The organism is Actinokineospora enzanensis DSM 44649, assembly GCF_000374445.1.
GTDB lineage: Bacteria > Actinomycetota > Actinomycetes > Mycobacteriales > Pseudonocardiaceae > Actinokineospora > Actinokineospora enzanensis.
Genome location: NZ_KB894436.1, coordinates 39,600 through 63,544 on the forward strand (window position 1 = coordinate 39,600; position 23,945 = coordinate 63,544).

The window sequence follows — 23,945 nt, forward strand, 5'->3', positions numbered from 1 at the left end:
GGTAGCCCAGAACACCGACACGTAGCCCAGACCACCGACACAATGGGTGCCGTGCGCACCATCGACTGGCGGAACGACCGCATCGTCATCATCGACCAGACCCGGCTTCCCGACGAGCTTCGCACTCTCGACCTGCACACCGTCGACGACCTCGTCGACGCCATCCGCGCGCTCGCCGTCCGGGGCGCGCCCGCGCTCGGGGTGGCCGGGGCGCTGGGGGTCGCCCTCGCCGCGTTGTCCACTTCGGATCTCGACGAGGTTCGCGCCCTGGCGGACCGGGTCCGCAACGCGCGGCCGACGGCGGTGAACCTCTCCTGGGGTGTCGATCAGGTTCTCCGGCACCTCGATCACGGCATCGACGCCGTCGTCCGGGCCGCGACGTTCGTGCTGGAGGACGACGTGCGCCGCAACCGGGCCCTGGCCGAGCGCGGCGCCGACTGGCTGGCCGAGCGCGTCCCCGGCCTCGTCAACGCCCACACGCACTGCAACGCGGGCGCGCTCGCGTGCGTCGAGTGGGGGACGGCCCTCGGGGTGTTGCGCGCGCTGCACGAGCGTGGCCGCCTCGGGCACGTCTACGCCGACGAGACCCGGCCGCTCCTGCAGGGCGCGCGGATCACCGCCTGGGAGCTGGGCAGGCTCGGCGTGCCGCACACGCTGGTGGTCGACTCCGCCGGGCCGTCGGTGATCGCCAACGGGCTGGTGCACGCCGTCGTGGTCGGGGCCGACCGGATCGCGGCCAACGGCGATGTCGTCAACAAGATCGGTACCTACCCGCTGGCCTTGGCCGCCGCCCGCGCGGGGATCCCGTTCGTGGTGGCCGCGCCCGAGTCCACCGTGGACGCGGACACCCCGGACGGGGCCGCGATCCCGATCGAGGTGCGCGCCGACGACGAGGTCACCGGGTTCGCCGGCGCCCGCACCGCGCCGCCCGGGACGGCCGCGCTCAACTACGCCTTCGACGTCACCCCCGCCGACCTGGTCACCGCCATCGTCACGGAGCGGCGGGTGCTAACCCCGATGCGTTGACCAGCGGTCGGTCATTACGCTCTACCAGCACCACTCGTGCAAGACCCCGAGGAGCCTCACCGTGATCACCAGGATGTCGTCGCTGTTCCTGCGCACCCTGCGCGAGGACCCGGCGGACGCCGAGGTGCCCAGCCACAAGCTGCTGGTGCGCGCCGGGTACGTCCGTCGCGTCGCCCCGGGCGTCTACTCCTGGCTGCCGCTGGGCCTGCGGGTGCTGCGCCGGATCGAGGCCATCGTGCGCGCCGAGATGGACGCCATGGGCGCGCAGGAGATCCAGTTCCCCGCGCTGCTGCCGCGCGAGCCCTACGAGGCGACCAACCGGTGGACCGAGTACGGCCCGAACCTGTTCCGCCTCAAGGACCGCAAGGGCGGCGACTACCTGCTCGGCCCCACGCACGAGGAGCTGTTCACGCTCACCGTCAAGGGCGAGTACGCCTCGTACAAGGACTACCCGGTCTCGCTGTACCAGATCCAGAACAAGTACCGGGACGAGGCGCGCCCCCGCGCGGGCATTCTGCGCGGACGCGAGTTCCTGATGAAGGACTCCTACTCCTTCGACCTCACCGACGAGGGCCTGGCCGCGAGCTACGGCGCGCACCGCGCCACCTACGTGCGCATCTTCGACCGGCTGGGCCTCAAGTACGTGATCGTCAAGGCGACCTCCGGCGCGATGGGCGGCTCGGCCTCGGAGGAGTTCCTGGCCGAGGTGCCCATCGGCGAGGACACGTTCGTGCGCAGCACCGCCTCCGATTACGCGGCCAACGTCGAGGCCGTGGTCACCACCGCGCCGCCCGCGCGCGACGTGGCGGACCTGCCCGAGGCGCAGGTGCACCACACGCCCGGTACGCCGACCATCGAGACCCTGGTCGACTTCCTCAACCAGGCGGGTCTCGGCCGCGAGTTCACCGCCGCCGACACGCTCAAGAACATCCTGTTCAAGACCCGCAAGCCCGGGGCCAAGGAATGGGAGCTGCTGGCCGTCGGCCTGCCCGGCGACCGCGAGGTGGACACCAAGCGGCTGGAGGCGTCGCTGGAGCCCGCCGAGGTCGCGGTGCTGGAGGAGGCCGACTTCGCCAAGCATCCGTTCCTGGTCAAGGGCTACATCGGGCCGCGCGCGCTGCTCGACAACGGCGTCCGCTACCTGGTCGACCCGCGCGTGGTCACCGGCACCGCCTGGGTCACCGGCGCGGACAAGGGCGACCACCACGTAGTGGACCTGGTCGCGGGCCGCGACTTCACCCCGGACGGCACCATCGAGGCCGCCGAGGTCCGCGAGGGCGACCCGGCCCCCGACGGCGCGGGCACCCTGGTCGCGGCGCGCGGCATCGAGATCGGGCACGTGTTCCAGCTCGGCCGCAAGTACGCCGAGGCGCTCGGGCTGACCGCGCTCGGCCCGGACTCCAAGCCGGTCACCATCACCATGGGCTCCTACGGCATCGGCGTGTCCCGGCTGGTCGCGGTGATCGCCGAGCAGTACCACGACGCGGCGGGCCTGGTGTGGCCGCGCAACGTGGCGCCCGCCGACGTGCACGTGGTGATCGCGGGCAAGGAGGAGACGCTGCGCGCCGCGGGGGAGAAGCTCGCCGAGGAGCTGCACGCCCAGGGCGTCGAGGTGCTGCTGGACGACCGGACCGCCTCGCCGGGGGTCAAGTTCAAGGACGCCGAGCTGATCGGCGTGCCGACGATCGTGGTCGTGGGTCGGGGCCTGGCCAACGGCGTGCTGGAGGTCAAGGACCGGGCGACCGACACGCGCACCGAGGTGCCGGTGGACGAGGTCGCGGCGCACGTCGTCGGGCTGGTCCGCGGCTGAGGCGGATTGATCGAGAACGGGCCCCGCGAGTGGATCGCGGGGCCCGTTCCGTTTCAGACGAAGGCCGACATTGCGGCGAGCGCGGCGACCGAGCCGCCCGTACGGCTCCGCACGTGACCCGGACCGGGGCGTCTCGCGAGTCGGCCGTGGAACACGGCCCTTACCCCGTGATCGGGCGCAGGCTGGACACCACGCGGGCGGCGACGTCGTTGGGCAGCGCGTCCGGCACGCCCTGGTCCAGGTACATCATGAACAGCGTGGTCTGCGACCCGTTCGTGAACGCCACCGCGGTGAACGACACGGTCGGCGACGGGCAGTCGCCCGGCTCGTTCACCGTCAACGTCGCCGTTGCCAGCACCGCGTCGACCTTGCCGTCGGCCACCTTCACCGGCGTCGGGTCGGCCGTGCTGACCGGCGCCTTGGAGCCGTCCTTGTTGAGCGCGGCCGCCTCGGCGAACAACCGCACCCCGTTCACCGCGGCCCGCTGCGGGTCGACCGTGCCCGCGCTGACGAACCCGGTGTGGCCGCGGTAGGAGCCGCGCGAGTTGGGGCACGCCTCCGGCTTGTAGGTGGCCACGTCGTGCATGACCGCGGTGGGCTTGCCGTCGTTGTCCTCGAACCCGACGATCGTGTCCGGGGTCGCGATCTCCCAGTCCTTGGGCACGTCGTAGCCCGCGTGCTCGCGGTCGGACTGCACCGGCTGCCAACCCGGCACCGCGGGCTCGGCGGGCGTCGTGGTCGGCGTCTTGCCCGGCTTGCGCGTGGTCGTCGGCGGCTTGGTCACCGACCGCGGCGGGTCGACGGTCCTGGTGGTCGGCGGCGGATCCGCGACCTGGTCGGAGTCGTCCCGGTTGACCAGCACGACCGTCACCACCGCGCCGATCGCCACCACCACGGCGAGCGCCAGGCCGACCACCAAGGGTGTCCGGTTGCGCGGCGGCCGTGGGGGCGGCGGCGGGTCGTACATGCCGAAACCTTGGTACCCAGTGGGCTGCGGTGGCTGGTAACTCACCGGTTTGCCGGTGAGCGGGTCCACTTGGTACGGCTCCTGCCAGTACGGACCCCCGGGGTTGCTCATGCGCCAGACCGTAGTTGGTCCCCGACCTCCCCGGACGCCGAACCCGCGCGTTCGACCAACCGCGCCACGACGGCACCCGGGTCGGACAGGTCCGCGAACACGAGATGTGCCCCGCTCGCCCGCAGCTCCTCCACCCCGTACCGCCCGGTGGCCACCCCGACCCCGACCGCCCCGTGCTGGACCGCCGCCGCCACATCATGCGGCGTGTCCCCGATGACCACGACGGCCTCCGGCGCGAACCGCGTGCCGTGCTTGCCTTCCGCCGCGCGCACGGCCGCCGCCACCAGCTCGTGCCGGTCGGTGGAGATCGACCCGTAGCCGCCGATCTCCAGGTCGACGTGGTGGTGGAGGTCGAACGCGGCCAGCTTGTACTCGGCCAGCTCGACCAGGTTCCCGGTGACGAGCGACTGCGCGACATCGGCTCGCCCGCCGAGTTGTTCGAGCACCTCGGCGACCCCCGGCAACACCCGCCCGATCACGGCGAACTCGGGGCGCGCGGCGGCGGCGATCGCGATCAGCTCGGCGAAGACACGCTCGACATGCTCCTCGGTCCAGTCGATCCCGTGCGCCTCCAGCACCTCGATGGTGATCGACCGCTCGGTGCGACCGGGGAAGGCGGGGACGTGCACCATGTCGACCCCGAGCACGGTCCCCAACGCCTGGGCGTACCAGCGGAGACCGGTGCCCCGGTAGTCGACGAGCGTTTGATCGACATCCCAGAGGACGAGTATGCGCGGCTCAGTCACCCCGCCATCGTGACATGCCCGACCACCAGTGGATCCCGCCCGCGCCCCCTCCCGATTTTCACCCGACCAAGCGACAGAAGTTATCCACAGCCCCGCCCCTCGAAGCCCATTCCAAGATCCTTTGCCACCCCCACCGAGTAGAATGGCCGAGGGGGATCCCCCTGGGAGCGGTGGGCTTTGTTGTGGGGGCGCTGGGGGGCGGAGCAGGTCTTTGATCTTGGGTCGGTCGTGCTGGATCGTGAGTTGCCGGGCAGGCGGGTCGGGTTGACCGTGCCGGACGCCCGCCCCCGCCTCGTGGGCTCAGCCGACCGGACGGCCGCTGGTGGCGATCGACTCCAGGTCGTCGGCACCAGGGGACGGCGGTGTGTCCGGTCCGCCCTTGAGGTCCCCGTTCACCACCAACAACCGGAACTGGTCCTGGTAGTCCAGCAGCACCACGACCACCTCCCCCTGCCCCGCCAGACACCCGTCCCCGGCGGTCGTCACGGTGGCGGTGATCTCGACCCCGACCGCTTCCTCCCCGTTGTCCCCGGTCCGGGTGATCCGCTTGGGCGTTCCCACCACGACCTCGGCCGTGTTGGTCCCCGCGTAGAACTCCGTCCCGAACGCCTTCGCCAGATCCGTGGCGCGCTGGTTGATTTCCGCGCGCTCGACGGTCCCGGTTCCGACTATTCCGCGGCTGTAGTTCTTGTTCTCGCACGTATAGGGCGACAGGCTCGTCAAATGCGTCAGCGTCACGCCGGGCAGTGACTGCAGCGTGTACGTGTCCGTCGCCGCGCGGACCGTCCACTCCTTCGGCACGTCGTAGGTGATCTTCGAGTCCGGGTTCGGCACGGACTGCCCACCGGTCGGCCGCGGTGCCGTCGTGGTGGTGGTCGTCGTGCTCGTGGGGCGGTTCGCGGAGGTGCTCGGGGGCGCGGCCGTGCCGCCCGCCTGGCGGTTGAGCAGGACGACGGTGACGACCGCGCCCGCGACCAGCACGATGGCCACGGCGGCGAGGATGATCGGCAGCAGGCGTCGTCGCGGGGGTTCGGGTGGGGGCTGGAAGAAGCCGAGCCCCTGGTAGTCGCTGCCGGGATAGGTCACGGGGCCGGACAGTACCGGCTCAACCGCGTGGTCGGACACTGTCGGTTACAGCACGCAGCGTCTCCGCGGGCGCGAGCGGCGCGTTCGTGGCGTTGTGATCGTCGGTGTCGGCGCCGGTCACCATCACCGAGGTGCCCGCGGGGGTCGCCAGGGCGATCACCGTGATGGTGCCGCGGTCGCTGGCACAGGGGTCGGTGTCGGTGTCGGTCGCCGTGGCCTCGGCGCGGATCAGGGTGCCGCGGGAGCCGTCGCGGACCACCGGGGTGGGGCGGGAGAGGGTGACCTTCGCGGTCTGGCTGCCGTCGCTGTACTGGTCGGCCGCGATGGCCGCGGCCAGCTCCGTTGCGACCTTGGCCGGATCGCCGTCCACGCGGCCGGTCCCGGTGAACGCGCGGCCGTATTCCGCGCCCTGGCACAGATATGTGCCGTAATCGACCAGATGGCCCAACACCGCCCCGTTGGACGCTTCCAACGTCTCGGTGTCGGGTGCGGGCGACCAGTCCGGCGGCACCTCGTAGCGCAGCCCGGCGTGCGGGTCGTCGATCACCTGCCACCCGGGCTGCACCGGCGAGGACGGCGACGCGGGACGGGTGCGGGTGGGGGAGACCACGATCGCGTGCGGGGTCTCCGGTTCCGGGTCGTCCGCGCCGAACACGGCGACCGCGACAAGCAGACCGCAGGCCGCGGTGAGCGAGGTCGCGGCGATGACGGCCCGCTGGTTGCGCACGGGGAAACCGTAGATCACGGCGCACCCGGCCGCTGTCGGTGCCCGGTGGCAGGCTGTCGGCATGACTGGCTCGGAATACAAGTCGGACCTGCACCAGTACCTGCGGGCCGCGCGCAACGCCATGCTCTGGAAGCTCGACGGCACCTCGGAATACGACGCACGCAGGCCGCTGACCCCGACCGGCACCAACCTGCTCGGGCTGGTGAAGCACCTGGCGGCGGTGGAGATGGGCTACTTCGGCAGCACCTTCGGCCGACCGTTCCCGGACATGCCGGTCTGGGCGAGCGACGACGCCGGTCTCAACGACGACATGTGGGCGCGGCCGGACGAGTCCCGCACCGACCTCGTCGAGCTTTACCGCGCGGTGTGGGCGCACGCGGACGCCACGATCGAGGAGAAGTCGCTGGACTCGGTCGGTCGGGTGCCGTGGTGGCCGGAGGAGATCGCGGAGGCGACGTTGCACCAGCTGTTGGTGCACGTGGTCGCGGAGACGAATCGGCACGCGGGGCACGCGGACATCGTGCGGGAGCTTGTGGACGGTTCGGTGGGGTTGCGGCTCGGGCGGGACAACATGCCCTCGGACAAGGCCGAATGGTGGGCGGAGTATCACGAGAAGGTCGACCGGGCGGCTCGGGAGGCGGCGGAGCGGGCGTAGTCGGGTGGGTTCGCCGTCGCGGGTTTGTGTCGGCCGGGGATGGTTTGGTGTCTAGCCGCGCAAGTAGCTGAGGCGTACCGAGCGGATCGGATTGTCCACATTGGTGTCCACCAGGCACACCGACTGCCAGGTGCCCAAAGCCATCCGGCCGTCCAGCACCGGTACGGACGCGAACGGCGGGATCAGCGCGGGCAGCACATGATCCCGGCCATGGCCGGGTGTGCCATGCCGGTGGTGCCACCGGAAGTCCCTGGGCAGCAACTGTTCCAGCACCGCCAACAGGTCATCATCACTGCCCGCGCCCGTCTCCAGCACGGCGATCCCGGCCGTCGCGTGCGGCACCCACACATGCAACAAACCCTCGTCCGCCTCGGCCGCGGTCAGGAACTCCGCGCACCGGTCGGTCAGGTCGTGCACGACCTCGCGGGCGCCGGTATTGATCTCGATCTTTTCGCTGTACACGGGTCCACCGTAGGGTCGGGGACGTGCGCACCGCCTTCGGACAGCAGTTCGACGTCCCCACCGGCTACCTCAACTCCGCCAGCATCGGCATCCCGCCCGCGTTCGCCGCCGACGAGGTGGCGAGCTCCGTGGACCGCTGGCGGAGCGGCGGCAGCAACCCGCCGGACTTCGACGCCGCCGTGGTCACCGCGCGGGAGGGGTGGGCGCGGCTGGTCGGGGTGCACCCCGACCGGGTGGCGTCCGGTGCGGCCGTGTCGCAGCTGGTCGGCCTGGTGGCGGCCGGGATCCCGGACGGTACGCGGGTGCTCGTGGTGCGGGGGGAGTTCACCAGCGCCACGTTCCCGTTCGCGGCGCAGGCGCACCGTGGGGTGACGGTCACCGAGGTCGATCCGGCGGAGCTGGTCGAGCGGGCGCCCGGGTTCGATCTGGTGTCGGTGAGCGCCGTGCAGTCCGCCGATGGCGCGATCGCCGATCTCGACGGCCTGCGTGCGACGGGTACGCGGGTGTTGCTCGACGTCACCCAGGCGGTGGGTTGGCTGCCGGTGGAGTTCGGCTGGGCCGATTGGGTGGTCGGCGCTTCATACAAATGGGTGCTCGCCCCGCGCGGTGCCGCGTGGCTGGCGGTGCGGCCGGAGGCCGAGGACTGGATCCGACCCGTCGCGGCGAACTGGTACGCGGGGCAGGACCCGTGGGACACCGTGTACGGGCTGCCGCTGCGGCTCGCCGACAACGCCCGCGCCTACGACCTCGCCCCCGTCTGGTTCACCCAGGTCGGCGCCGCCGCGACACTACCGTGGCTGGTCGGGCTCGACCGGCGCGCGGTCCATGACCACTGCGTCGGCCTGGCCGACGACCTGCGGGCCCGCCTCGACCTGCCGCCGCGCGGCTCCGCCATCGTCTCGCTCGACCTGCCCGACGCCGCCGAACGCCTGCTCGGCGCGGGCGTGCGGTGTTCCCGGCGGGCCGGTCGGGCCCGGCTCGCGTTCGCCCTGTACAACACGATCGAGGACGTCGACCGGGTGATCGCGGCGCTGCGACCCGGTCGGGTCGAATGACACCGACGGGCGACACCAACTACGCTCGGCGGTCGTGTCGGACCCTCATCGCCCCGGAGCACCCTGGCCACCCGAGCAGTACAACCGCTCGGGCGAGACCGAGTGGATCCCCCGCGTCCAGGGCGGCAGGCGTCCCGACGAGCCCTTCCAGTTCCAGGACGAGACCCCGCCCGCGGCAGGCAACCCCGCGCTGACCTGGGCACTCCGCATCGCCGGGCTGGTCGCCGTCGCGGTCATCTCCGGGCTGGTCTACTGGTACATCGCCGACGACAAGGGCCCGGACAAGCACACCGCCGACCCGGGGCCCACCACCCAGGCCCAGGCCGGGCGGTTCGTCTTCACCGCGCACCCGGACATGCCGCGCCCGCAGGTCGACAACGACTGCGCGAAGAACTCGTACGCCAACTCCAAGGTCGCGAAGTTCTTCGGCAACAGCCCGTGCGTGAACCTGACCCGGCAGCTGTTCACCACCGAGGTCGAGGGCAAGAAGATCTACACGTCGGTGTCGGTGGTGAAGATGCCGGACACGGACGCTGCCGGGGATCTGCAGGCGTTGACGAAGAAGGACGGGACCGGGAACGTCGACGATCCGATCAAGGCGAAGCTGGTCAAGGTCGATGGGTTGCCCAGCTTGGGTAAGGGTGGGTTTCAGTCGGCGCTGCATGGGGCGCAGGTGGTGATCGTGGAGTCGGACTGGGCGCCTTCTGCTGATCGGTCGAAGACTGAGCAGGAGTGGTTGAAGGACATCAGCGCGGATGCGATCCGGCTGGGGGATGACATCACCGGGGCTTGAGGTTGGTGTGTGGGGTCTCAATCTGGGGGCTCAGGGACGGGGATAACGGCTGCTGCTGTGTTTATTGGCTCGGCTTCGCCTCGCGGCGGGATCGCCTTTAGCCGGTCTCTTCCCACCCGATCCCACTCGGCCCGGGGGGCCTCCTGGGATCGGGTGGGAAGAGACCGGCGCGATCCCGCGTGGTGGTCCAGTCAGGGGTGGTTGAGTTTGGGGTGGCTGGGTTAGTGGTGGTTGGGGTGAGGGGACAAGAGGCCCGGGGGAGTGTGGGTGGGGCCTAGGTTGGTGGCTGGCCGGGCATGGGGGGTGTCAGGGGGGTTAGGCCTGCCAGTTTTCGCCATTGGACGGCTCGGGTGGCGGCGTCTTTCAACGCCGTTACTGCGTTTCGGCGGACTTCCTGGTCGTCAGAGTGGTCCAGGACGGAGCGCCAGGCGATGGTGGCGTCTTGCTCTGCGGTGACTACCAGTTCCATGGCCGAGGCTTGGTCGGTCACCGGTTTTGGTGGTACGTAGGCGGGTTCGGCCGGTTTGGCGACGGCGCCTGCGGCGCCCAGGAGGCGGCCGGTGGTGTCGCGGCGGGAGCGGTGGGCTGCTGCGCCCGCGTCGATGGGGGTGTCGAATTCCTTGGGGAGGTAGGCGCTTACCAGGCCGTAGACCCACACTGCGGCGTGTTCGGCGCCTAGGGCTGCTTGGACTGCGGCGAGGGTGTCCTCCGGGAGGGGGGTTCGGGACGGGGGGACCGAGCTTGGCTGGACCATCACAGGACCTCCCGCAGGCTTGCGCAGCCTGCCGCGACTGAGCCGACCATTCCTGCGCGGTAGCGCGGCACTGTGACGGCTACCTCGGCTGCTTCCTTCTCGGCGGCGGACAGTCCCTCAAGTAGAGCCTTCTTTGCCGCTGCCGCGTCACTGGGCGCCTGTGGTTGTGCTGTCGGGGCCGGGGAGGACGACGCGGAGGGCTTGGGTGGGCGTTCTCGGTCGACCTCCCTTTGCAGCACCGTTGCGTGTTCCGTTCGCGCGGTCGCTACCTGGCTTGCGAACGTTGCCAGGTCGGGGGTCGCCGTGGCGATGGTGGTTGCCAGGGCTGCGTCGGCGCGGGCGCGGGCGGCGAGGGCGGCCAAGGGGTCCGGGGGTGGTGGGGCCGCCGGGGTGGGTGTGCACGCGGCGACCGTTGCCGCCGTGGTGGCGAGCAGGAGGGAGCGGCGGGTCAGCCGGGAGGGGGGAGTGCTCACGTTCAGTCATCCTGCCAGGCCCGGCGTTGCGCCGACCGGGACGCGCGGATGATCGCCTGCAGCGGCTGCGTCCGGACGGGCGAGATACGCTTGGTGACCACGGTCGGCGGACGGTTCCGCCGACCGGCAGACAATCGCGTCGTCGAGCAGAACAGGGAGCGGCCAACGTGGCCAACCAGGGACATGGCCGACCAGGGCAGCGGGAGCCCGGCCCCGCTGACCCCGTGACCGCCGCGCTGGAGCCGGTCCTCGCCGAGGCCATCGCCGCCACCGGGTTCGAGCTGGAGCAGCTCGACGTGGCCCAGGCGGGCCGCCGCAGGCTGGTGCGGGTCGTGGTGGACGGGGACGACGGGGTCGGCCTGGACGAGGTCGCCGTGGTCAGCCGCGCGGTGTCGACGGTCCTGGACGAGCACGACGCCGTGCTCGGCGGGCCCTACACCCTGGAGGTCACCTCGCCCGGCCTGGACCGGCCGCTGACCCGGCCGCGGCACTGGCGGCGGAACAAGCTGCGCCTGGTGAAGATTCGCCCGATCGAGGGACAGGTCTTTATCGGCCGAGTGGGTATCGCGGACGAGGACCCCGATGGCGGGGTCCAGCTGCTCGTCGACGGGGCGCTGCGCCGGGTCGGGTACGGCGAGGTCGCGCACGCGGTCGTCGAGGTGGAGTTCAAGCAGCCGCCGGTGGCGGAATTGACGATGCTCGACGGTCGGGCGTCCGGTACTGAGGAGGACGCGCGATGAACGTGGACATCGCGGCGCTGCGGGCCATCGAGCGGGACAAGGACATCCCGTTCGAGACGGTGATCGAGGCCATCGAGACCGCCCTGCTCACCGCCTACAAGCACACCGAGGGACACCAGCCGCACGCGCGCATCGACATCGACAAGCGCACCGGCGTGGTCCGGGTGCTGGCCGTCACCCTCGGCCAGGACGGCGAGGTCGACGAGGAGTGGGACGACACCCCGGAGGGCTTCGGCCGGATCGCCGCCACCACCGCCCGCCAGGTCATCCTGCAGCGGCTGCGGGACGCCGAGCACGAGCGCACCTTCGGCGAGTTCGCCGCCAAGGAGGGCGAGATCATCGCGGGCGTGGTGCAGCGGGACACCCGCGCCAACTCGCGCGGCATGGTGGTCGTGCAGGTCGGCGACACCGAGGGTGTGCTGCCCGCGGTCGAGCAGGTGCCCGGCGAGAGCTACGAGCACGGCACCCGGATCAAGTGCTACGTGGTCGGCGTCACCCGGGGAACACGGGGACCGCAGATCACGTTGTCCCGGACGCACCCGAACCTGGTGCGCAGGTTGTTCGCGCTGGAGGTGCCGGAGATCAACGACGGCACCGTGGAGATCCCGGCGGTGGCCCGCGAGGCCGGGCACCGGTCCAAGATCGCGGTGCGGTCCACCGTGCCGGGGGTCAACGCCAAGGGCGCGTGCATCGGCCCGGTGGGCGCCCGGGTGCGCAACGTGATGAGCGAGCTGGCCGGGGAGAAGATCGACATCATCGACTACTCGGACGACCCGGCCACCTTCGTCGGCAACGCGCTGTCGCCCGCCAAGGTGGTGTCCGTCACCGTCGTGGACGAGCGGGCCAAGACCGCCCGGGTGGTCGTGCCGGACTTCCAGCTGTCGCTGGCTATCGGGAAAGAGGGACAAAACGCCCGGTTGGCGGCCCGGTTGACCGGTTGGCGCATCGATATCCGCAGCGACGCGGCCCCCGTTCAGCCCGAGCCGGTATCCGGTTCGGCTGAGTGAGCCGGACAAGATACACTTTCCATGGTTCGTCATCAGGAACCGGTTCCCGCTCGCCCCGGGGGCGGCCCACCAAGGCCCGGCCCCGTGCGGACCTGCGTCGGCTGCCGGTCCCGGGTGACGGAGGCGGAATTGCTGCGTGTGGTGTTCGCGGACGGGGCGGCGGTCCCCGACCCGCGTCGCCGGATGCCGGGACGGGGGGCCTGGGTGCACCCCGACCCCGGGTGTCTGGCGAAGGCCGAGAAACGCCGGGCATTCCCACGGGCCCTCCGGGTCCAGGGGACGGTCGACGTGGCAGGTCTGTGGTCCGAGATAACGCGGATCGCGGGCGATGTCGGAACGGGATCTTCCCGTTCCGTGGTGAAGGACAGGAAGCAGGTCGACCCGTCATGAGTCAGCCGTGAAGCTGAAGACATGAACGCGCGACGATAGGACGAGGTCGACGGGTTGTGCCGCCGGCCTCATCAGACGAGGAGAGCAGTGGCAGGCAAGGCCCGTGTGCACGAGCTGGCTAAGGAGCTCGGAGTCACCAGCAAGGATGTACTCGCCAAGTTGAAGGACATGGGCGAGTTCGTGAAGTCCGCGTCCTCCACCGTTGAGGCGCCGGTAGCCCGCAGGTTGCGGGATGCCTACCCCGGCAAGGGCGAGAAGCCCGCGCCGCGTCCCGGTCCGCGACCGACCCCGCGTCCCCCGGCGCCGCGCCCCGAGGCCACCAGCGCCCCGGCGCCCGCAGCCGCCGAGGCCCCCGCGCAGGCGGCACCCGCGCCCGTGACCAGTACCGGCGGCGGCCAGACGGCCCCGCCCAAGCCCGGCTTCGTGCCCGGACCGCCGCGGCCCAAGCCCGCGCCGCGTCCGGAGACCCGGCCGCAGGCACCCGTCGCGCAGGCCCCGGCCGCGCAGTCGGCGCCCGCCGCCCCGGCGCAGCAGCAGAAGCCCGCGCCGCGTCAGGAGGAGCGCCAGGACTCGCGTCCCGAGCGTCCGCAGCGCCCGCAGTCGCCGCACGGCGGTGGCCAGGGCGGCGGCGGTCAGCAGGGCGGCCAGGTCGTGCCGCCCCGCACCCAGGCGCCCAAGCCCGGTCCGCGCGCGCCGCGGCCCGGCAACAACCCGTTCGGGGTCGGCGGCGGTGCCCCGTCCCCGCGTCCCGGCGGCCCCCGTCCCGGTGGCGATCGCCCGTCCGGTGGCGGTGCCCCCGGCGGCGACCGGCCGCGTCCGAGCGGTGACCGCCCGTCCGGTGGTCCCCGCGGTGACCGCGCGCCCGGTGGGCCGCGGCCGTCCGGGCCCAACCCGGGCAACATGCCTCCCCGGCCGAACCCCGGCATGATGCCGCCCCGGCCCGCGCGTCCCGCCGGTGGCGGGCGTGGTGGTCCTGGCGGCGGCCCCGGCGGCGCGCGTGGTGGCCCCGGCGGCGGCGCACGTGGCGGTCCCGGTGGCGGTGGCGGCGGTTTCCGTGGCGGTCCCGGTGGGGGCGGTGGCGGTGGCGGTGGCTTCCGCGGTGGCCCCGGCGGTGGTGGCGGCGGTGGCGGTGGCTTCCGTGGCGGTCCCGGTGGGGGCGGTGGCGGTGGCGGTGCTCCCGCGGGCGGTGGCGGCGGCTTCCGTGGTGGCGGTGGCGGCGGCGGCCGTCCCGGTGCCGGTGGTCGCGGCGGTGCCGCGGGTGCCTTCGGGCGCCCGGGTGGTCCGTCCCGGCGCGGTCGCAAGTCGAAGCGGCAGAAGCGCCAGGAGTACATGGACAACATGCAGGCGCCCAGCGTCGGTGGCGTCCGCCTGCCCAAGGGCAGCGGCGAGGTCATCCGGCTGGCTCGCGGCGCCTCGCTGACCGACTTCGCCGACAAGATCAACGCCAACCCGGCCTCGCTGGTGCAGGTGCTGTTCCACCTCGGCGAGATGGTCACCGCGACGCAGTCGGTGTCCGACGAGGTGCTGCAGCTGCTCGGCTCGGAGATGAACTACGAGGTGCAGGTCGTCTCCCCCGAGGAGGAGGACCGCGAGCTGCTCGACTCGTTCAAGATCAGCTACGGCGAGGACGCAGGCGACGAGGAGGACCTGCGGGCCCGCCCGCCGGTCGTCACCGTCATGGGTCACGTCGACCACGGTAAGACCCGCCTGCTCGACACCATCCGCAAGACGACGGTGCACGAGGGCGAGGCCGGTGGCATCACCCAGCACATCGGCGCCTACCAGGTCGCCACCGCGCTTGAGGGCAACGAGCGGCTGATCACCTTCATCGACACCCCCGGTCACGAGGCGTTCACCGCCATGCGTGCCCGCGGCGCCCAGGCCACCGACATCGCGGTGATCGTGGTCGCCGCCGACGACGGCGTCATGCCGCAGACGGTGGAGGCGATCAACCACGCCCAGGCGGCCAACGTGCCGATCGTGGTCGCGGTGAACAAGATCGACAAGGAAGGCGCCAACCCGCAGAAGATCCGCCAGCAGCTCACCGAGTACGGGCTGGTGGCCGAGGAGTACGGCGGCGACACCATGTTCGTCGACATCTCGGCCAAGCAGGGCACCAACATCGACGGGCTGCTTGAGGCGATCCTGCTGACCGCGGACGCGGCGCTGGACCTGCGGGCCAACCCGGACATGGAGGCCCAGGGCGTGGCGATCGAGGCACACCTGGACCGCGGCCGCGGCCCGGTGGCCACGGTGCTGGTGCAGCGCGGCACGCTGCGGGTCGGTGACTCGATCGTGGCGGGCGACGCCTACGGCCGGGTCCGGCGCATGGTCGACGAGTTCAACGAGGACATCCTGGAGGCGACCCCGTCGCGTCCGGTGCAGGTCATCGGGTTCACCTCGGTGCCGGGCGCAGGCGACACGTTCCTGGTCGTCGAGGAGGACCGCACCGCCCGGCAGATCGCCGAGCGGCGGGCCGCCCGCAACCGGGCCGCGCAGAACGCGCAGAAGCGCAAGCGCATCAGCCTGGAAGACCTGGATGCGGCGCTCAAGGAGACCAGCCAGCTCAACCTGATCATCAAGGGCGACAACTCCGGTACCGTCGAGGCCCTGGAGGACGCGCTCACGAAGATCGACGTCGGCGACGAGGTCGAGCTGCGGGTCATCCACCGCGGCGTCGGCTCGATCACCGAGGGCGACATCAACCTGGCCATCGCGGACAACATCATCGTGATCGGCTTCAACGTCCGGGCGGAGGGCAAGGCCACCGAGCTGGCCAACCGCGAGGGCATCGATGTCCGCTACTACTCGGTGATCTACCAGGCCATCGACGAGATCGAGGCGGCGCTCAAGGGCCTGCTCAAGCCGATCTACGAGGAGGTGGAGCTCGGCCGCGCCGAGGTCCGCGAGGTGTTCAAGTCCTCCAAGGTCGGCACGATCGCCGGTTGCATGGTCATGTCCGGGGAGATCCGCCGGAACTCCAAGGCCCGCCTGCTGCGCAACGGCGTGGTCATCCAGGAGAACCTGCCGGTCGGCTCGCTGCGCCGGTTCAAGGACGACGCGGTCGAGGTCCGGGAGGGCTTCGAGTGCGGTCTCACCCTCGGCTCGTACGGCGACATCCACGTCGACGACGTGATCGAGACCTACGAGATGCGCGAGAAGCCGCGCACGTAAGTCGGCAGTCGCCCGGGGGACCCGTGTTCGCGGGTCCCCCGGGCCTCCTACTCACCCCATTCGGTGATGCCTGGTGTTCGTCGGTGCCCTGGAACTCGACGTCCTGCTCGGGGACGTCCACTCTCTCAAGCAGAAGCGCTCCGCGGTCCGCCCCGTGGTGGCCGAGCTACGCAAGCGCTTCGAGGTCGCGGTCGCCGAGGCAGGCCACCTCGACCTGCACCGCCGCGCGCTGATCGGCGTCTCGGCGGTCGCCGCCGACGCGGCCCACGTCACCGACGTGCTGGACGCGTGCGAACGACTGGTCGCGAGCCGCCCGGAGCTGGACCTGCTGTCCGCCCGGCGCAGGCTCATCGGCCCCGAAGACTGACCAGGTCAACCGACCGAAGAAGAAAGAAGGAGCGTCGTGGCTGACGCACCCCGCGCCCGCAAGCTCGCGAAGCGCATCTCGCAGATCGTGGCCTCCGCCCTGGAACACGAGGTCAAGGACCCCCGGCTGGCCCGCGTCACCATCACCGACGCCAAGGTCACCGCCGACCTGCACGATGCCACGGTCTACTACACGGTCCTCGGCGACAAACTCGACACCCAACCCGACCACGCAGGCGCCGCCGCCGCCCTGGAGAGCGCGCGCGGGGTACTGCGCACGATGGTCGGGCAGGGGACCGGTGTCCGCTTCACCCCCACACTGACCTTCGTGGCCGACACGATCCCGGACGACGCACGACACATCGATGACCTGCTGGCCCGCGCGCGGGCCGCGGACGCGGAGGTGGCGGCGAAGGCCTCGGGGGCTGTTTACGCGGGTGAGGCCGATCCTTATCGGGCGCCCAAGGAGGACGAGGACGACGAGGACTGAGCGGTCCCGGTTGTCCACAGGCAAGATCGTTCGGCGGGGGATCCTCGGGTTTGTCCAGGTAGAATGGATATCGGGGGTCCCCCGGCTGGTTGTCCACATGGTCCTGAACCATCCACAGGCACGTCGTCCGGCTTGACGGGCGCGGGCCTGTGGGTTGTCCACAGGGCGGGGTGCGCGGGGCGGTCGGATTGTCGGTACCCCTGGCTAGGCTGGATCCCGGGGGGCCGAGGGCAGCGCTCGGTCAAAGTCATTGGTTGCGGGCCGTCTGATCAGCGTGAACGTCACCGGCTGGTGTTCGTCCTCGGCTGGGTGAGGGTGACTTCGGAGCAGGATCTTGGCCCGCTCCCGGGAAGACCGCGCACCCGTCAACCGTTGCGGCGAGCTATCCACAGGCAAGATCGTTCTCGCTGCGCGCTGGGTGTTTTCCCAGGTAGAATGGATATCGGGGGTCCCCTGGGAGTTATCCACAGTGGGCTGAGCCATCCCCAGGCGCCCCGCCGGGCTTGACGGGTGTGTGGGCTCCAGGCGAGTGGGCCTGGGGCCGCGCGGGTATGGCCCGTGTCGGTGTTGCGTTCGTGGACATTCGGCTGGTGTGGGCGGTTCTGGCTGGGATGAGGTTGTCCACAGGCGGGATCGCTTGTGGCGCCTGGATTGTCGGTGTCACCGACTAGAATGGATACCGGGGGCCGAGGGCCGCCCAAGATCAAGTGTGGTTCTCCTGCCCGGCACCGAGTCGCCTGTCGCCTGTCGCCTTCGGCGTGGTGCGGTCGCTGAACGCCTCAGCCTCGCCGTGGTGCTGGAGCGCCTTGGTCTCTCTGGACTCGCTCGCCGCCTGCGGCTCGCTGATGCCCGCTGCTCGTAGTCGTCTGAGGTTCGCGATCGGTGCCACCAGTTGCTCTCGTGGCTCGCTGACGCTCGCGTTGCCCATGGCTCGTGGTCGCCGGTCACTCGAAGTCGTCCGACGTTGCGATCGGCACCGGCAGCCGTGGCGGCCTGTCACTCGCGGTCGTCCGACGTTTGCGATCGGCGCAGGCAGTTGTTGCGCGTACTGCTGGTAGCCCGCCACTTGCGGTCGTCCGACGCTGTGACCAGCCGCTACTGCTCGGCTCGCGTCGCCTGCTCGTGGTCGCCTGCGGCTCATCCCCCGCCACGTTGGCGCAAGATCGAGAAATCGGGCCGGACATATAACCCGCCGCTCCCAGGGGGAGCCCCCAAGGCCCATTCTACTCGGTCGGGGCGTCGCGCAGGCTGGTGTTGATCTTGCCTGTGGATAACTTGTCGCTGGGGTGGGTGACGCGAGGGGGTGAAGTTCACGACAGGGGTGAAGATCGTGCGGAGATCTGGTGTCGATCGCCATAAGGTCTGGCGGACATCAGGGTTCACCAGGGAGGATGCGGGGGAGCGGAGGCGCGTCGGGGTGGCTCCGGGGAATCTGGGACCGGGAGTGCATGTCCGGCCGCGTCACGCGTCGTCAGGCTATCGCGGGGGCGATAGGCGCTGGGGCTACCACGATCGGGTTGGGGATCTTCGGGGCGTGGGCGCTGCGTCACGATCAGACGCCGGTCAGTGAGGTGCGGACGCCGATTCCGGAGCCGGGGCCGCCGCCGTCGTCCAAGGCGCAGCCGAAGCTGTTGGAGGTTCGGCAGGTCCACTCCAAGGCGCGTGGGCGCGACGTCCAGTTGATCACCTATCGGCCGGATGGGCTTGCCGAGGGCGGCACGCTGCCGGTCTGTCTCGCGTTCCACGGGCGTGGGGCCGGGGCGAGCATGTTCACCGATCTCGGGGTCGGCGGTCAGCTCAGTGCGGCGGCCGCGTACGCGGTGGTCGCCGTCGACGGCGGGGACTCGTACTGGGTCAAGACCAGCGCCAAGGACGATCCGGTGGCGATGTTGACCGACGAGTTACCCGGCTGGCTCGCCGAGCTCGATGTCGCGACCGCGCCGTTCGCCGTGCTCGGAGTGTCGATGGGCGCGTACGGAGCACTCGACTACGTGCGCGCGCACCGCGACTCCATCAAGGCCGCCGCCGTCATCAGTCCCGCGTTGTTCACGTCCTGGAACGACGCGCGCGCACGTGACGTATTTCCCACTCGGGCGCTGTGGGAGGAGACCGAGCCGTTGCGGCACATCCCGGAACTCGGCAAGGTGCCGCTCGGGGTCTGGTGCGGGACCAAGGATCCCCTGCTCCCGTCGGCGAACCGCCTGATCGACACGGCGCGGCCGGTGCTCGCGCGGACCGCGGTGGGCGGGCACGACGCGAACTATTGGACGTCGGTGCTGCCCGAGGCGATGTACTTCGTAGGCTCGCACATCTGACGTTCGTCGTGTAGACCTTGTGGTCCCGCACTGTCGAGGCGGCCTGGTCGGCGCGACACCGACCGCGTCGGGGGCCGCACCCGGCGGGGCGGGGCGACTAGACCATCCCACCCCCGGGAGTTCCAGAGTGGACGGACGTTGGACCCGACGCGGTTTCCTGGTCGCGAGTGCCGTGGGAGCCGCGGCGCTGGCGGGCTGCGGCAAGTCCCAGACACCGCAGACGGCGTCGCGCACGGCGCAGGCCACGACCGCGGCGGTGGAGGCCGCGTCGGTGAGCAACCTGACCTGGCGTTCGTCCATCGGTGACGTGAAGATGATCGTGATGCGCCCGCGCGAGGTGTCCGGGCCGCTGCCGGTGTGCCTGGCGCTGCACGGCGAGGGCGAGGACGCCAACCAGTTCGTCGACATGGGTCTGCCGCCGTTGCTCACCGCGACGGTCCGCGCGGGTACCCGGCCGTTCGCGGTGGTCGCGGTGGACGGCGGCAAGCAGAGTTGGCTGGGCGCGCCGCAGAAGATGCTGGCGGAGGAGCTGCCGGACTGGTTGACGCGTGCGGAACTGGCCGACACCCCGTTCGCGACGCTGGGTGTCTCGGGGGGCGCGGTCGGTGCGTTCCAGTACGCGCGCACGCCCGGTCTGACGCTGTACTCCGCGTTGAGCCCATTGCTGTACACGTCGTGGAAGGACGCGGAGAAGTCCGGTATCTACACCGACGAGCAGCAGTGGCAGCAGACGGAGCCGATGCGGAACCTGACCGCGATCGCCGGGCTGCCGGTGTCGGTGTACTGCGGCACCGAGGACGCGGCCTGCCCGGCTGCACGGGACTTCGCCGACAAGGCGGGCTCGAAGACGGCGGTGTTCGCGCCAGGTGACCACTCGGCGACGTACTGGAAGCGGGTGCTGCCCGAGGTGCTGCGCAACATCGGTGACGCGCTCGGCAAGAAGAACTGACGCGCGTCCGACTGGACAGGTCGCGGTGGGTCACGGAACCCTGGGCTGGTGGGTAATGATCTCGCCGCCGCGGCCGACCTCCTCAGTTCCGCCACCGACGTGACCGTGCTGGCGCACGTCAGTCCCGATCCCGACGCGCTGGGCAGCGCGTTGGCGCTGGGTCTGGCGTTGCGCGCGCGGGGTGCGACGGTGCGGGTGTCGTTCGGTTTCCCGGCGGAAGTTCCCAAGTCGTTGCGCGGTTTGGACACCGCGGGCCTGGTTGTGCCCGCGTCCGAGGTGCCGGTGTCGCCGCTGCTCATCGCGGTCGACTGTGCGAGCGCGCAGCGGTTGGGTGTGCTGGCAGAGTTGGTTCCACAGACGATCGCCGCGGGCGGTCGGGTGTTGGTGGTGGACCACCACGTGGCCAACACCCGGTTCGGCACCGATCACCTGCTGGACGAGACGGCGCTGGCGACCGTCGTCCTGGTGTTGGACCTTCTGGACGAACTCGGGTGGTCGCTGACGCCCGACATCGCCCGTTGTCTCTACGCCGGGTTGATCGGTGACACCGGACTGTTCCGGCGCGCCACCGCCGACACCCACGCCATGGCCGCCCGCCTGATCGACGCGGGCGTCGACCCTACGGCGGTGACCCGAGAACTGTGCGACACGCACCCGTTCGCCTGGCTGCGCCTGGTGTCCGCGGCGTTGTCGCGCGCCCAACTGGTGCCGGACGCCGCCGGTGGGCAGGGGCTGGTGGTGACGGTCGTGTCGCTGGCGGACCTGGCGGGGCTGGATCCGGAGGACGCGGACAGTGTCGTGGACCTGGTCCGGACCACGGAGGAAGCCGAGGTTGCGGCGGTGGCGAAGGAGCTGACGCCGGGCCGGTGGTCGGTGTCGATGCGCGCGGTGGGCTCGTTCGACGTGCGCGCGGTCGCGGCCGCGCACGGGGGCGGCGGGCACCGGCTGGCGGCCGGGTTCCCGGCGCAGGGGTCGGCCGAGGACGTGCTGATGCTGATCAAGAACGCCTTCGCCTGAGCGCTCGGATCGTCGGGCGCGGGTGACATTGCAAGTTGCTGAATGATCATTGCCGGACCGTACGGTGTTTATGGTGCGGATGTGGGCATGTCCACTCGACATCGGGCGCGAATTACCGCTCGCCCTCTTGACAAACGTGTTGTTCGATCGGGGCAGGTATCGTCAATACGATGTCCGGTGGCTGTCCGGCGGGCATTCGGTCCACTGTGGTCGAGAATGGGACCGGTCGGTTGTTAACGCGATGTGCGCCGGTCGTGGGAATTCCACGCTTGGCGGGTCCGGATTCTTGATTGGCGTTGGAAACACGGTGTGAGCAGGCGTGTATCGGCTGTCGCCGAGCGGGTTTCGGAGGTCTCGGATCCGCGACTTCGCGACGTTTTCGCCGGAACGCCTTATGGTCTGGTGGTATAAACCGTTCGGTGGCGGGCCAGGTCCGGGTCCGCCGGTGCGGACAAGTCGGAACGACGCGGATGTGCGCGCACAACCGCGGTGGGTGGGGTCGGTAACGGATCCCCCGCCGCACGCGATCAGGTGGTGACATGCGATCGAGAACAATCGTCGTGCCGGTGCTGGCCGCCAGTCTCTTCCTCGCGGGCTGTGGTGGCGCCCAGAGCGGTGACCAGACGCTGACCCCGTTGCGCGCGGACGACTATCTCGGCGCGCCCTGCCCCGATGTCGGTCTGCGACCGGACGGGGACAAGGAGTTCACCTACTGGTCGATGTGGACCGCCGACGAGCCGCAGGGCCGCGTGCTGAGCAAGGTGGTGCGCTGCTTCACCGACAAGACCGGCGTCAAGGTCAACGTGCAGTGGCTGGGCCGCGACCTGCTCGCGCAGAACGTGCTGCCCGCGCTGTCCACCGGCACCGTGCCGGACCTGTTCGACCAGGACATCACCCAGGTTCGCGCGGCGGTCGACGCGGGTGGCACGCAGCCGGTCGACGACGTGCTGGACATCAAGACCGGCGAGGGCGAACAGAAGGTCCGCGACGTCGTGCCTGCCGGGTACTACGACATCCCGCAGAACAAGAACGCCGACGGCAAGCTCGCCCAGGTGCCGTACCTGCTGCTGGGCGGCGCCTGGTGGTACGACAAGGGCGCGGCCGGGCGCGCGGCGCTGCCGAAGACGACCGACGACCTGTTCGCGCTGTTCGACAAGGCGCGCGCGGACGGCCACGGCGCGATCGCCCTCGACGGTGACGTGGAGTCCGCGAACGCCGCGTTCTTCACGCAGTTCGCGCTGCGCTACGTCGGCGCGGGCAACCTGTACAAGGCGGCCACGGACCGCACCGGCCAGATCTGGCGCGACGACCCTGGCCTGCAGCGCGCGGCCGACCTGGTGGAGAAGCTCGCCCAGGGCAGTTACCTGATCAGCGGTTGGGACGTCGCCAAGTCCCCGCAGATGCAGCAGCGCTGGGCCAAGGGCGACGCGACCTACCTGTACGGCTCGACCGCGATCCCGGTGGAGACCGGCGCGTACCTGGCCAAGCAGGGCGACGGCAAGTCGATGGACTTCGGCTCGTTCCAGCTGCCGCAGCCGGACGGCGCGACGCACCGGGTGGTGGAGCAGCTGCCGGTCGGGTTCGCAGTGCCCGCGAAGGCGAAGAACCCGGGCGCGGCCAAGGCGTTCATCGCGTACGCGCTGAACAAGGACAACCTGAGCGGACTGCCCGCGGTCGCGGACAGCCTGACCGTGCGCGCCGACCTGCCGGTACCGAACGTGCTCGACGACGTCAACGGCGCGCTGTCCGACCCGAACCTGGAACGCGCCCTGTTCCTCGACGGCGTGAACTCGATCGCGGGCGGCGAGTGGGTGTCGAAGGTGCTGTACCCGCTCAACGACAGCCTGTTGAAGGGGAACATCTCGTCGTCGCAGTTCATCGAGGGGTTGGCGAAGGGCTCGGCGGAGTTCTGGCGCACCCACTGATCGTCCACTGAGGACTATGCGGGCCGGTCCGGCGGACACGTCGGGCCCGGCATCCGTGGTGCGCCGGGGTCTGGTCGGCGCAGTGCGGATGCGTCGGTCAAGTCCCGGGTGGCGGCTGTCGATTGTTCGCGGGCATGTGGACAACTCGCGGGGGACCCCCGGTTTTCATCCTGCCTGCCTGGGCGTGCAGGTGCGCGGAGTTGTCCACAGGTGGGCACTGGGGCGTCTCGGTGGCGTCGTTGTTCGGGTGTCCGACCTGGTGTTCAGCGGGTCGGGGTGACCAGGCCGGTTTCGTAGGCGAGGACGATGGCCTGGGCGCGGTCGCGTAGGTCGAGCTTGGTGAGAATGCGGCTGACGTGGGTTTTCACGGTCAGTTCGGATCGTCCGAGTGCGGTGGCGATCTCGGCGTTGGACAGGCCCTTGGCGACCGCCAGCAGGATCTCCAGTTCCCGGGGTGTGAGCGTGTCCGGCGCCGGGCGGGGTGGGGCGTGCTGGGCGAACACGCTGATCAGGCGTTTGGTGATGGCGGGGGAGAGCAGGGCCTCGCCCGCGGCGACGACTTCGACGGCTCTGATGAGCTCGGTGGCGGGGGCGTCCTTGAGCAGGAAGCCGGAGGCACCCGCGCGCAGGGCGTCGTGGACGTACTCGTCGAGGTGGAAGGTCGTCAGGATGATGACCCTGGGCCGGGGGTCGGGACCCGCCAGCAGTCGCCGGGTCGCCTCGATGCCGTCCACCCCGGGCATTCGGACGTCCATCAGGACGACGTCCGCTCGGCGTCCGGCTTGTGCGCCGATGCCGTCGCCCGCCGTGCCGACGACCGCCATCCCGGGTTGGGCGTCGAGTAGCGCCGCGAAGCTCTCGCGGACCATGGCCTGGTCGTCGACGATGAACACGCGGATCACGGTGT

Annotated in this window: 24 protein-coding genes; 15 read left to right on the plus strand and 9 right to left on the minus strand. The window is 70.8% G+C overall.

Annotated features, from left to right (window positions below):
- Window positions 1–42 precede the first annotated feature (42 nt).
- The gene (gene mtnA, locus C503_RS0130120) at window positions 43–1,026 is read left to right on the plus strand and encodes an S-methyl-5-thioribose-1-phosphate isomerase (RefSeq protein WP_018685949.1); all 984 of its coding nucleotides are present in this window, start codon (window positions 43–45) and stop codon (window positions 1,024–1,026) included.
- A gap of 61 nt (window positions 1,027–1,087) precedes the next feature.
- Window positions 1,088–2,836: a proline--tRNA ligase gene (locus tag C503_RS0130125; RefSeq protein WP_018685950.1), complete on the plus strand. Its 1,749-nt coding sequence runs from the start codon at window positions 1,088–1,090 to the stop codon at window positions 2,834–2,836.
- Window positions 2,837–2,996: 160 nt separating this feature from the next.
- Here C503_RS0130125 and C503_RS0130130 read toward each other — a convergent pair whose 3' ends face one another.
- The 4 genes from C503_RS0130130 to C503_RS0130145 form a co-directional block, all read right to left on the minus strand.
- A complete protein-coding gene (locus C503_RS0130130; RefSeq protein ID WP_156893618.1) occupies window positions 2,997–3,914 on the minus strand; it encodes a DUF8017 domain-containing protein in 918 nt (305 codons plus the stop codon).
- On the minus strand, window positions 3,911–4,660 hold the full coding sequence (locus tag C503_RS0130135) for a haloacid dehalogenase-like hydrolase (protein ID WP_018685952.1): 750 nt from the start codon (window positions 4,658–4,660) through the stop codon (window positions 3,911–3,913). Before C503_RS0130135 ends, C503_RS0130130 begins: the two co-directional genes overlap by 4 nt.
- Before the next feature lie 300 nt (window positions 4,661–4,960).
- Window positions 4,961–5,746: a DUF8017 domain-containing protein gene (locus tag C503_RS0130140; protein ID WP_156893619.1), complete on the minus strand. Its 786-nt coding sequence runs from the start codon at window positions 5,744–5,746 to the stop codon at window positions 4,961–4,963.
- Between the two features lie 19 nt (window positions 5,747–5,765).
- Window positions 5,766–6,473, minus strand: coding sequence for a DUF8017 domain-containing protein (locus C503_RS0130145; RefSeq protein WP_156893620.1), 708 nt, complete (start codon window positions 6,471–6,473; stop codon window positions 5,766–5,768).
- A gap of 61 nt (window positions 6,474–6,534) precedes the next feature.
- Here C503_RS0130145 and C503_RS0130150 point away from each other — a divergent pair, with 61 nt between their 5' ends.
- Window positions 6,535–7,128, plus strand: a complete 594-nt coding sequence (locus C503_RS0130150; RefSeq protein ID WP_018685955.1) for a DinB family protein — start codon at window positions 6,535–6,537, stop codon at window positions 7,126–7,128.
- Between the two features lie 51 nt (window positions 7,129–7,179).
- Here the strand turns inward: C503_RS0130150 and C503_RS0130155 are convergent, their stop codons facing one another.
- Window positions 7,180–7,590 carry a secondary thiamine-phosphate synthase enzyme YjbQ gene (locus C503_RS0130155; RefSeq protein ID WP_018685956.1) on the minus strand — a complete coding sequence of 137 codons (411 nt, stop codon included), beginning with the start codon at window positions 7,588–7,590 and terminating at the stop codon, window positions 7,180–7,182.
- 23 nt (window positions 7,591–7,613) lie between these two features.
- Here C503_RS0130155 and C503_RS0130160 point away from each other — a divergent pair, with 23 nt between their 5' ends.
- Both C503_RS0130160 and C503_RS41380 read left to right on the plus strand, forming a co-directional pair.
- Window positions 7,614–8,645, plus strand: a complete 1,032-nt coding sequence (locus tag C503_RS0130160; RefSeq protein WP_018685957.1) for an aminotransferase class V-fold PLP-dependent enzyme — start codon at window positions 7,614–7,616, stop codon at window positions 8,643–8,645.
- Window positions 8,646–8,679: 34 nt separating this feature from the next.
- Complete coding sequence (locus C503_RS41380; protein ID WP_018685958.1) at window positions 8,680–9,438, plus strand: hypothetical protein; 759 nt, start codon at window positions 8,680–8,682, stop codon at window positions 9,436–9,438.
- A 274-nt stretch (window positions 9,439–9,712) separates the two neighbouring features.
- On the opposite strand, the gene C503_RS45050 is transcribed toward C503_RS41380, so the two are convergent.
- Window positions 9,713–10,192: a ferritin-like domain-containing protein gene (locus C503_RS45050; protein ID WP_084477388.1), complete on the minus strand. Its 480-nt coding sequence runs from the start codon at window positions 10,190–10,192 to the stop codon at window positions 9,713–9,715.
- Window positions 10,192–10,665 (minus strand): hypothetical protein, encoded by a 474-nt coding sequence (locus C503_RS45055; RefSeq protein ID WP_245572615.1) that lies wholly within the window; start codon window positions 10,663–10,665, stop codon window positions 10,192–10,194. Before C503_RS45055 ends, C503_RS45050 begins: the two co-directional genes overlap by 1 nt.
- 224 nt (window positions 10,666–10,889) lie before the next feature.
- Here C503_RS45055 and rimP point away from each other — a divergent pair, with 224 nt between their 5' ends.
- The 6 genes from rimP (at window position 10,890) to rbfA (ending at window position 16,832) form a co-directional block, all read left to right on the plus strand.
- Window positions 10,890–11,405, plus strand: a complete 516-nt coding sequence (gene rimP / locus C503_RS0130175) for a ribosome maturation factor RimP (protein ID WP_018685960.1) — start codon at window positions 10,890–10,892, stop codon at window positions 11,403–11,405.
- Window positions 11,402–12,412 (plus strand): transcription termination factor NusA, encoded by a 1,011-nt coding sequence (gene nusA, locus C503_RS0130180; RefSeq protein WP_018685961.1) that lies wholly within the window; start codon window positions 11,402–11,404, stop codon window positions 12,410–12,412. The genes rimP and nusA overlap by 4 nt, the downstream gene beginning before the upstream one ends.
- A gap of 21 nt (window positions 12,413–12,433) precedes the next feature.
- A complete protein-coding gene (locus tag C503_RS45060) occupies window positions 12,434–12,802 on the plus strand; it encodes a YlxR family protein (RefSeq protein ID WP_084477381.1) in 369 nt (122 codons plus the stop codon).
- A gap of 87 nt (window positions 12,803–12,889) precedes the next feature.
- Entirely contained in the window at window positions 12,890–15,976 is a 3,087-nt protein-coding gene (infB, locus tag C503_RS0130185; RefSeq protein ID WP_026316846.1) for a translation initiation factor IF-2, read from the plus strand.
- Between the two features lie 73 nt (window positions 15,977–16,049).
- Window positions 16,050–16,343 (plus strand): DUF503 domain-containing protein, encoded by a 294-nt coding sequence (locus C503_RS0130190; RefSeq protein ID WP_018685964.1) that lies wholly within the window; start codon window positions 16,050–16,052, stop codon window positions 16,341–16,343.
- Window positions 16,344–16,379: 36 nt separating this feature from the next.
- Window positions 16,380–16,832 (plus strand): 30S ribosome-binding factor RbfA, encoded by a 453-nt coding sequence (gene rbfA / locus C503_RS0130195; protein ID WP_018685965.1) that lies wholly within the window; start codon window positions 16,380–16,382, stop codon window positions 16,830–16,832.
- Between the two features lie 703 nt (window positions 16,833–17,535).
- On the opposite strand, the gene C503_RS46345 is transcribed toward rbfA, so the two are convergent.
- Window positions 17,536–17,721 carry a hypothetical protein gene (locus C503_RS46345; RefSeq protein ID WP_156893621.1) on the minus strand — a complete coding sequence of 62 codons (186 nt, stop codon included), beginning with the start codon at window positions 17,719–17,721 and terminating at the stop codon, window positions 17,536–17,538.
- Between the two features lie 628 nt (window positions 17,722–18,349).
- On the opposite strand from C503_RS46345, the gene C503_RS0130200 reads away from it, so the two are divergent.
- From C503_RS0130200 to C503_RS0130215, 4 genes are all read left to right on the plus strand, one after another.
- A complete protein-coding gene (locus C503_RS0130200) occupies window positions 18,350–19,147 on the plus strand; it encodes an alpha/beta hydrolase (RefSeq protein WP_018685966.1) in 798 nt (265 codons plus the stop codon).
- A 127-nt stretch (window positions 19,148–19,274) separates the two neighbouring features.
- Window positions 19,275–20,096 (plus strand): twin-arginine translocation signal domain-containing protein, encoded by an 822-nt coding sequence (locus C503_RS41385; RefSeq protein ID WP_018685967.1) that lies wholly within the window; start codon window positions 19,275–19,277, stop codon window positions 20,094–20,096.
- Between the two features lie 48 nt (window positions 20,097–20,144).
- Window positions 20,145–21,113, plus strand: a complete 969-nt coding sequence (locus tag C503_RS0130210) for a DHH family phosphoesterase (RefSeq protein ID WP_018685968.1) — start codon at window positions 20,145–20,147, stop codon at window positions 21,111–21,113.
- Between the two features lie 539 nt (window positions 21,114–21,652).
- Window positions 21,653–23,038 (plus strand): ABC transporter substrate-binding protein, encoded by a 1,386-nt coding sequence (locus C503_RS0130215; protein ID WP_051114972.1) that lies wholly within the window; start codon window positions 21,653–21,655, stop codon window positions 23,036–23,038.
- 263 nt (window positions 23,039–23,301) lie between these two features.
- Here C503_RS0130215 and C503_RS0130220 read toward each other — a convergent pair whose 3' ends face one another.
- Window positions 23,302–23,940 (minus strand): response regulator transcription factor, encoded by a 639-nt coding sequence (locus C503_RS0130220; protein WP_018685970.1) that lies wholly within the window; start codon window positions 23,938–23,940, stop codon window positions 23,302–23,304.
- Window positions 23,941–23,945 lie beyond the last annotated feature (5 nt).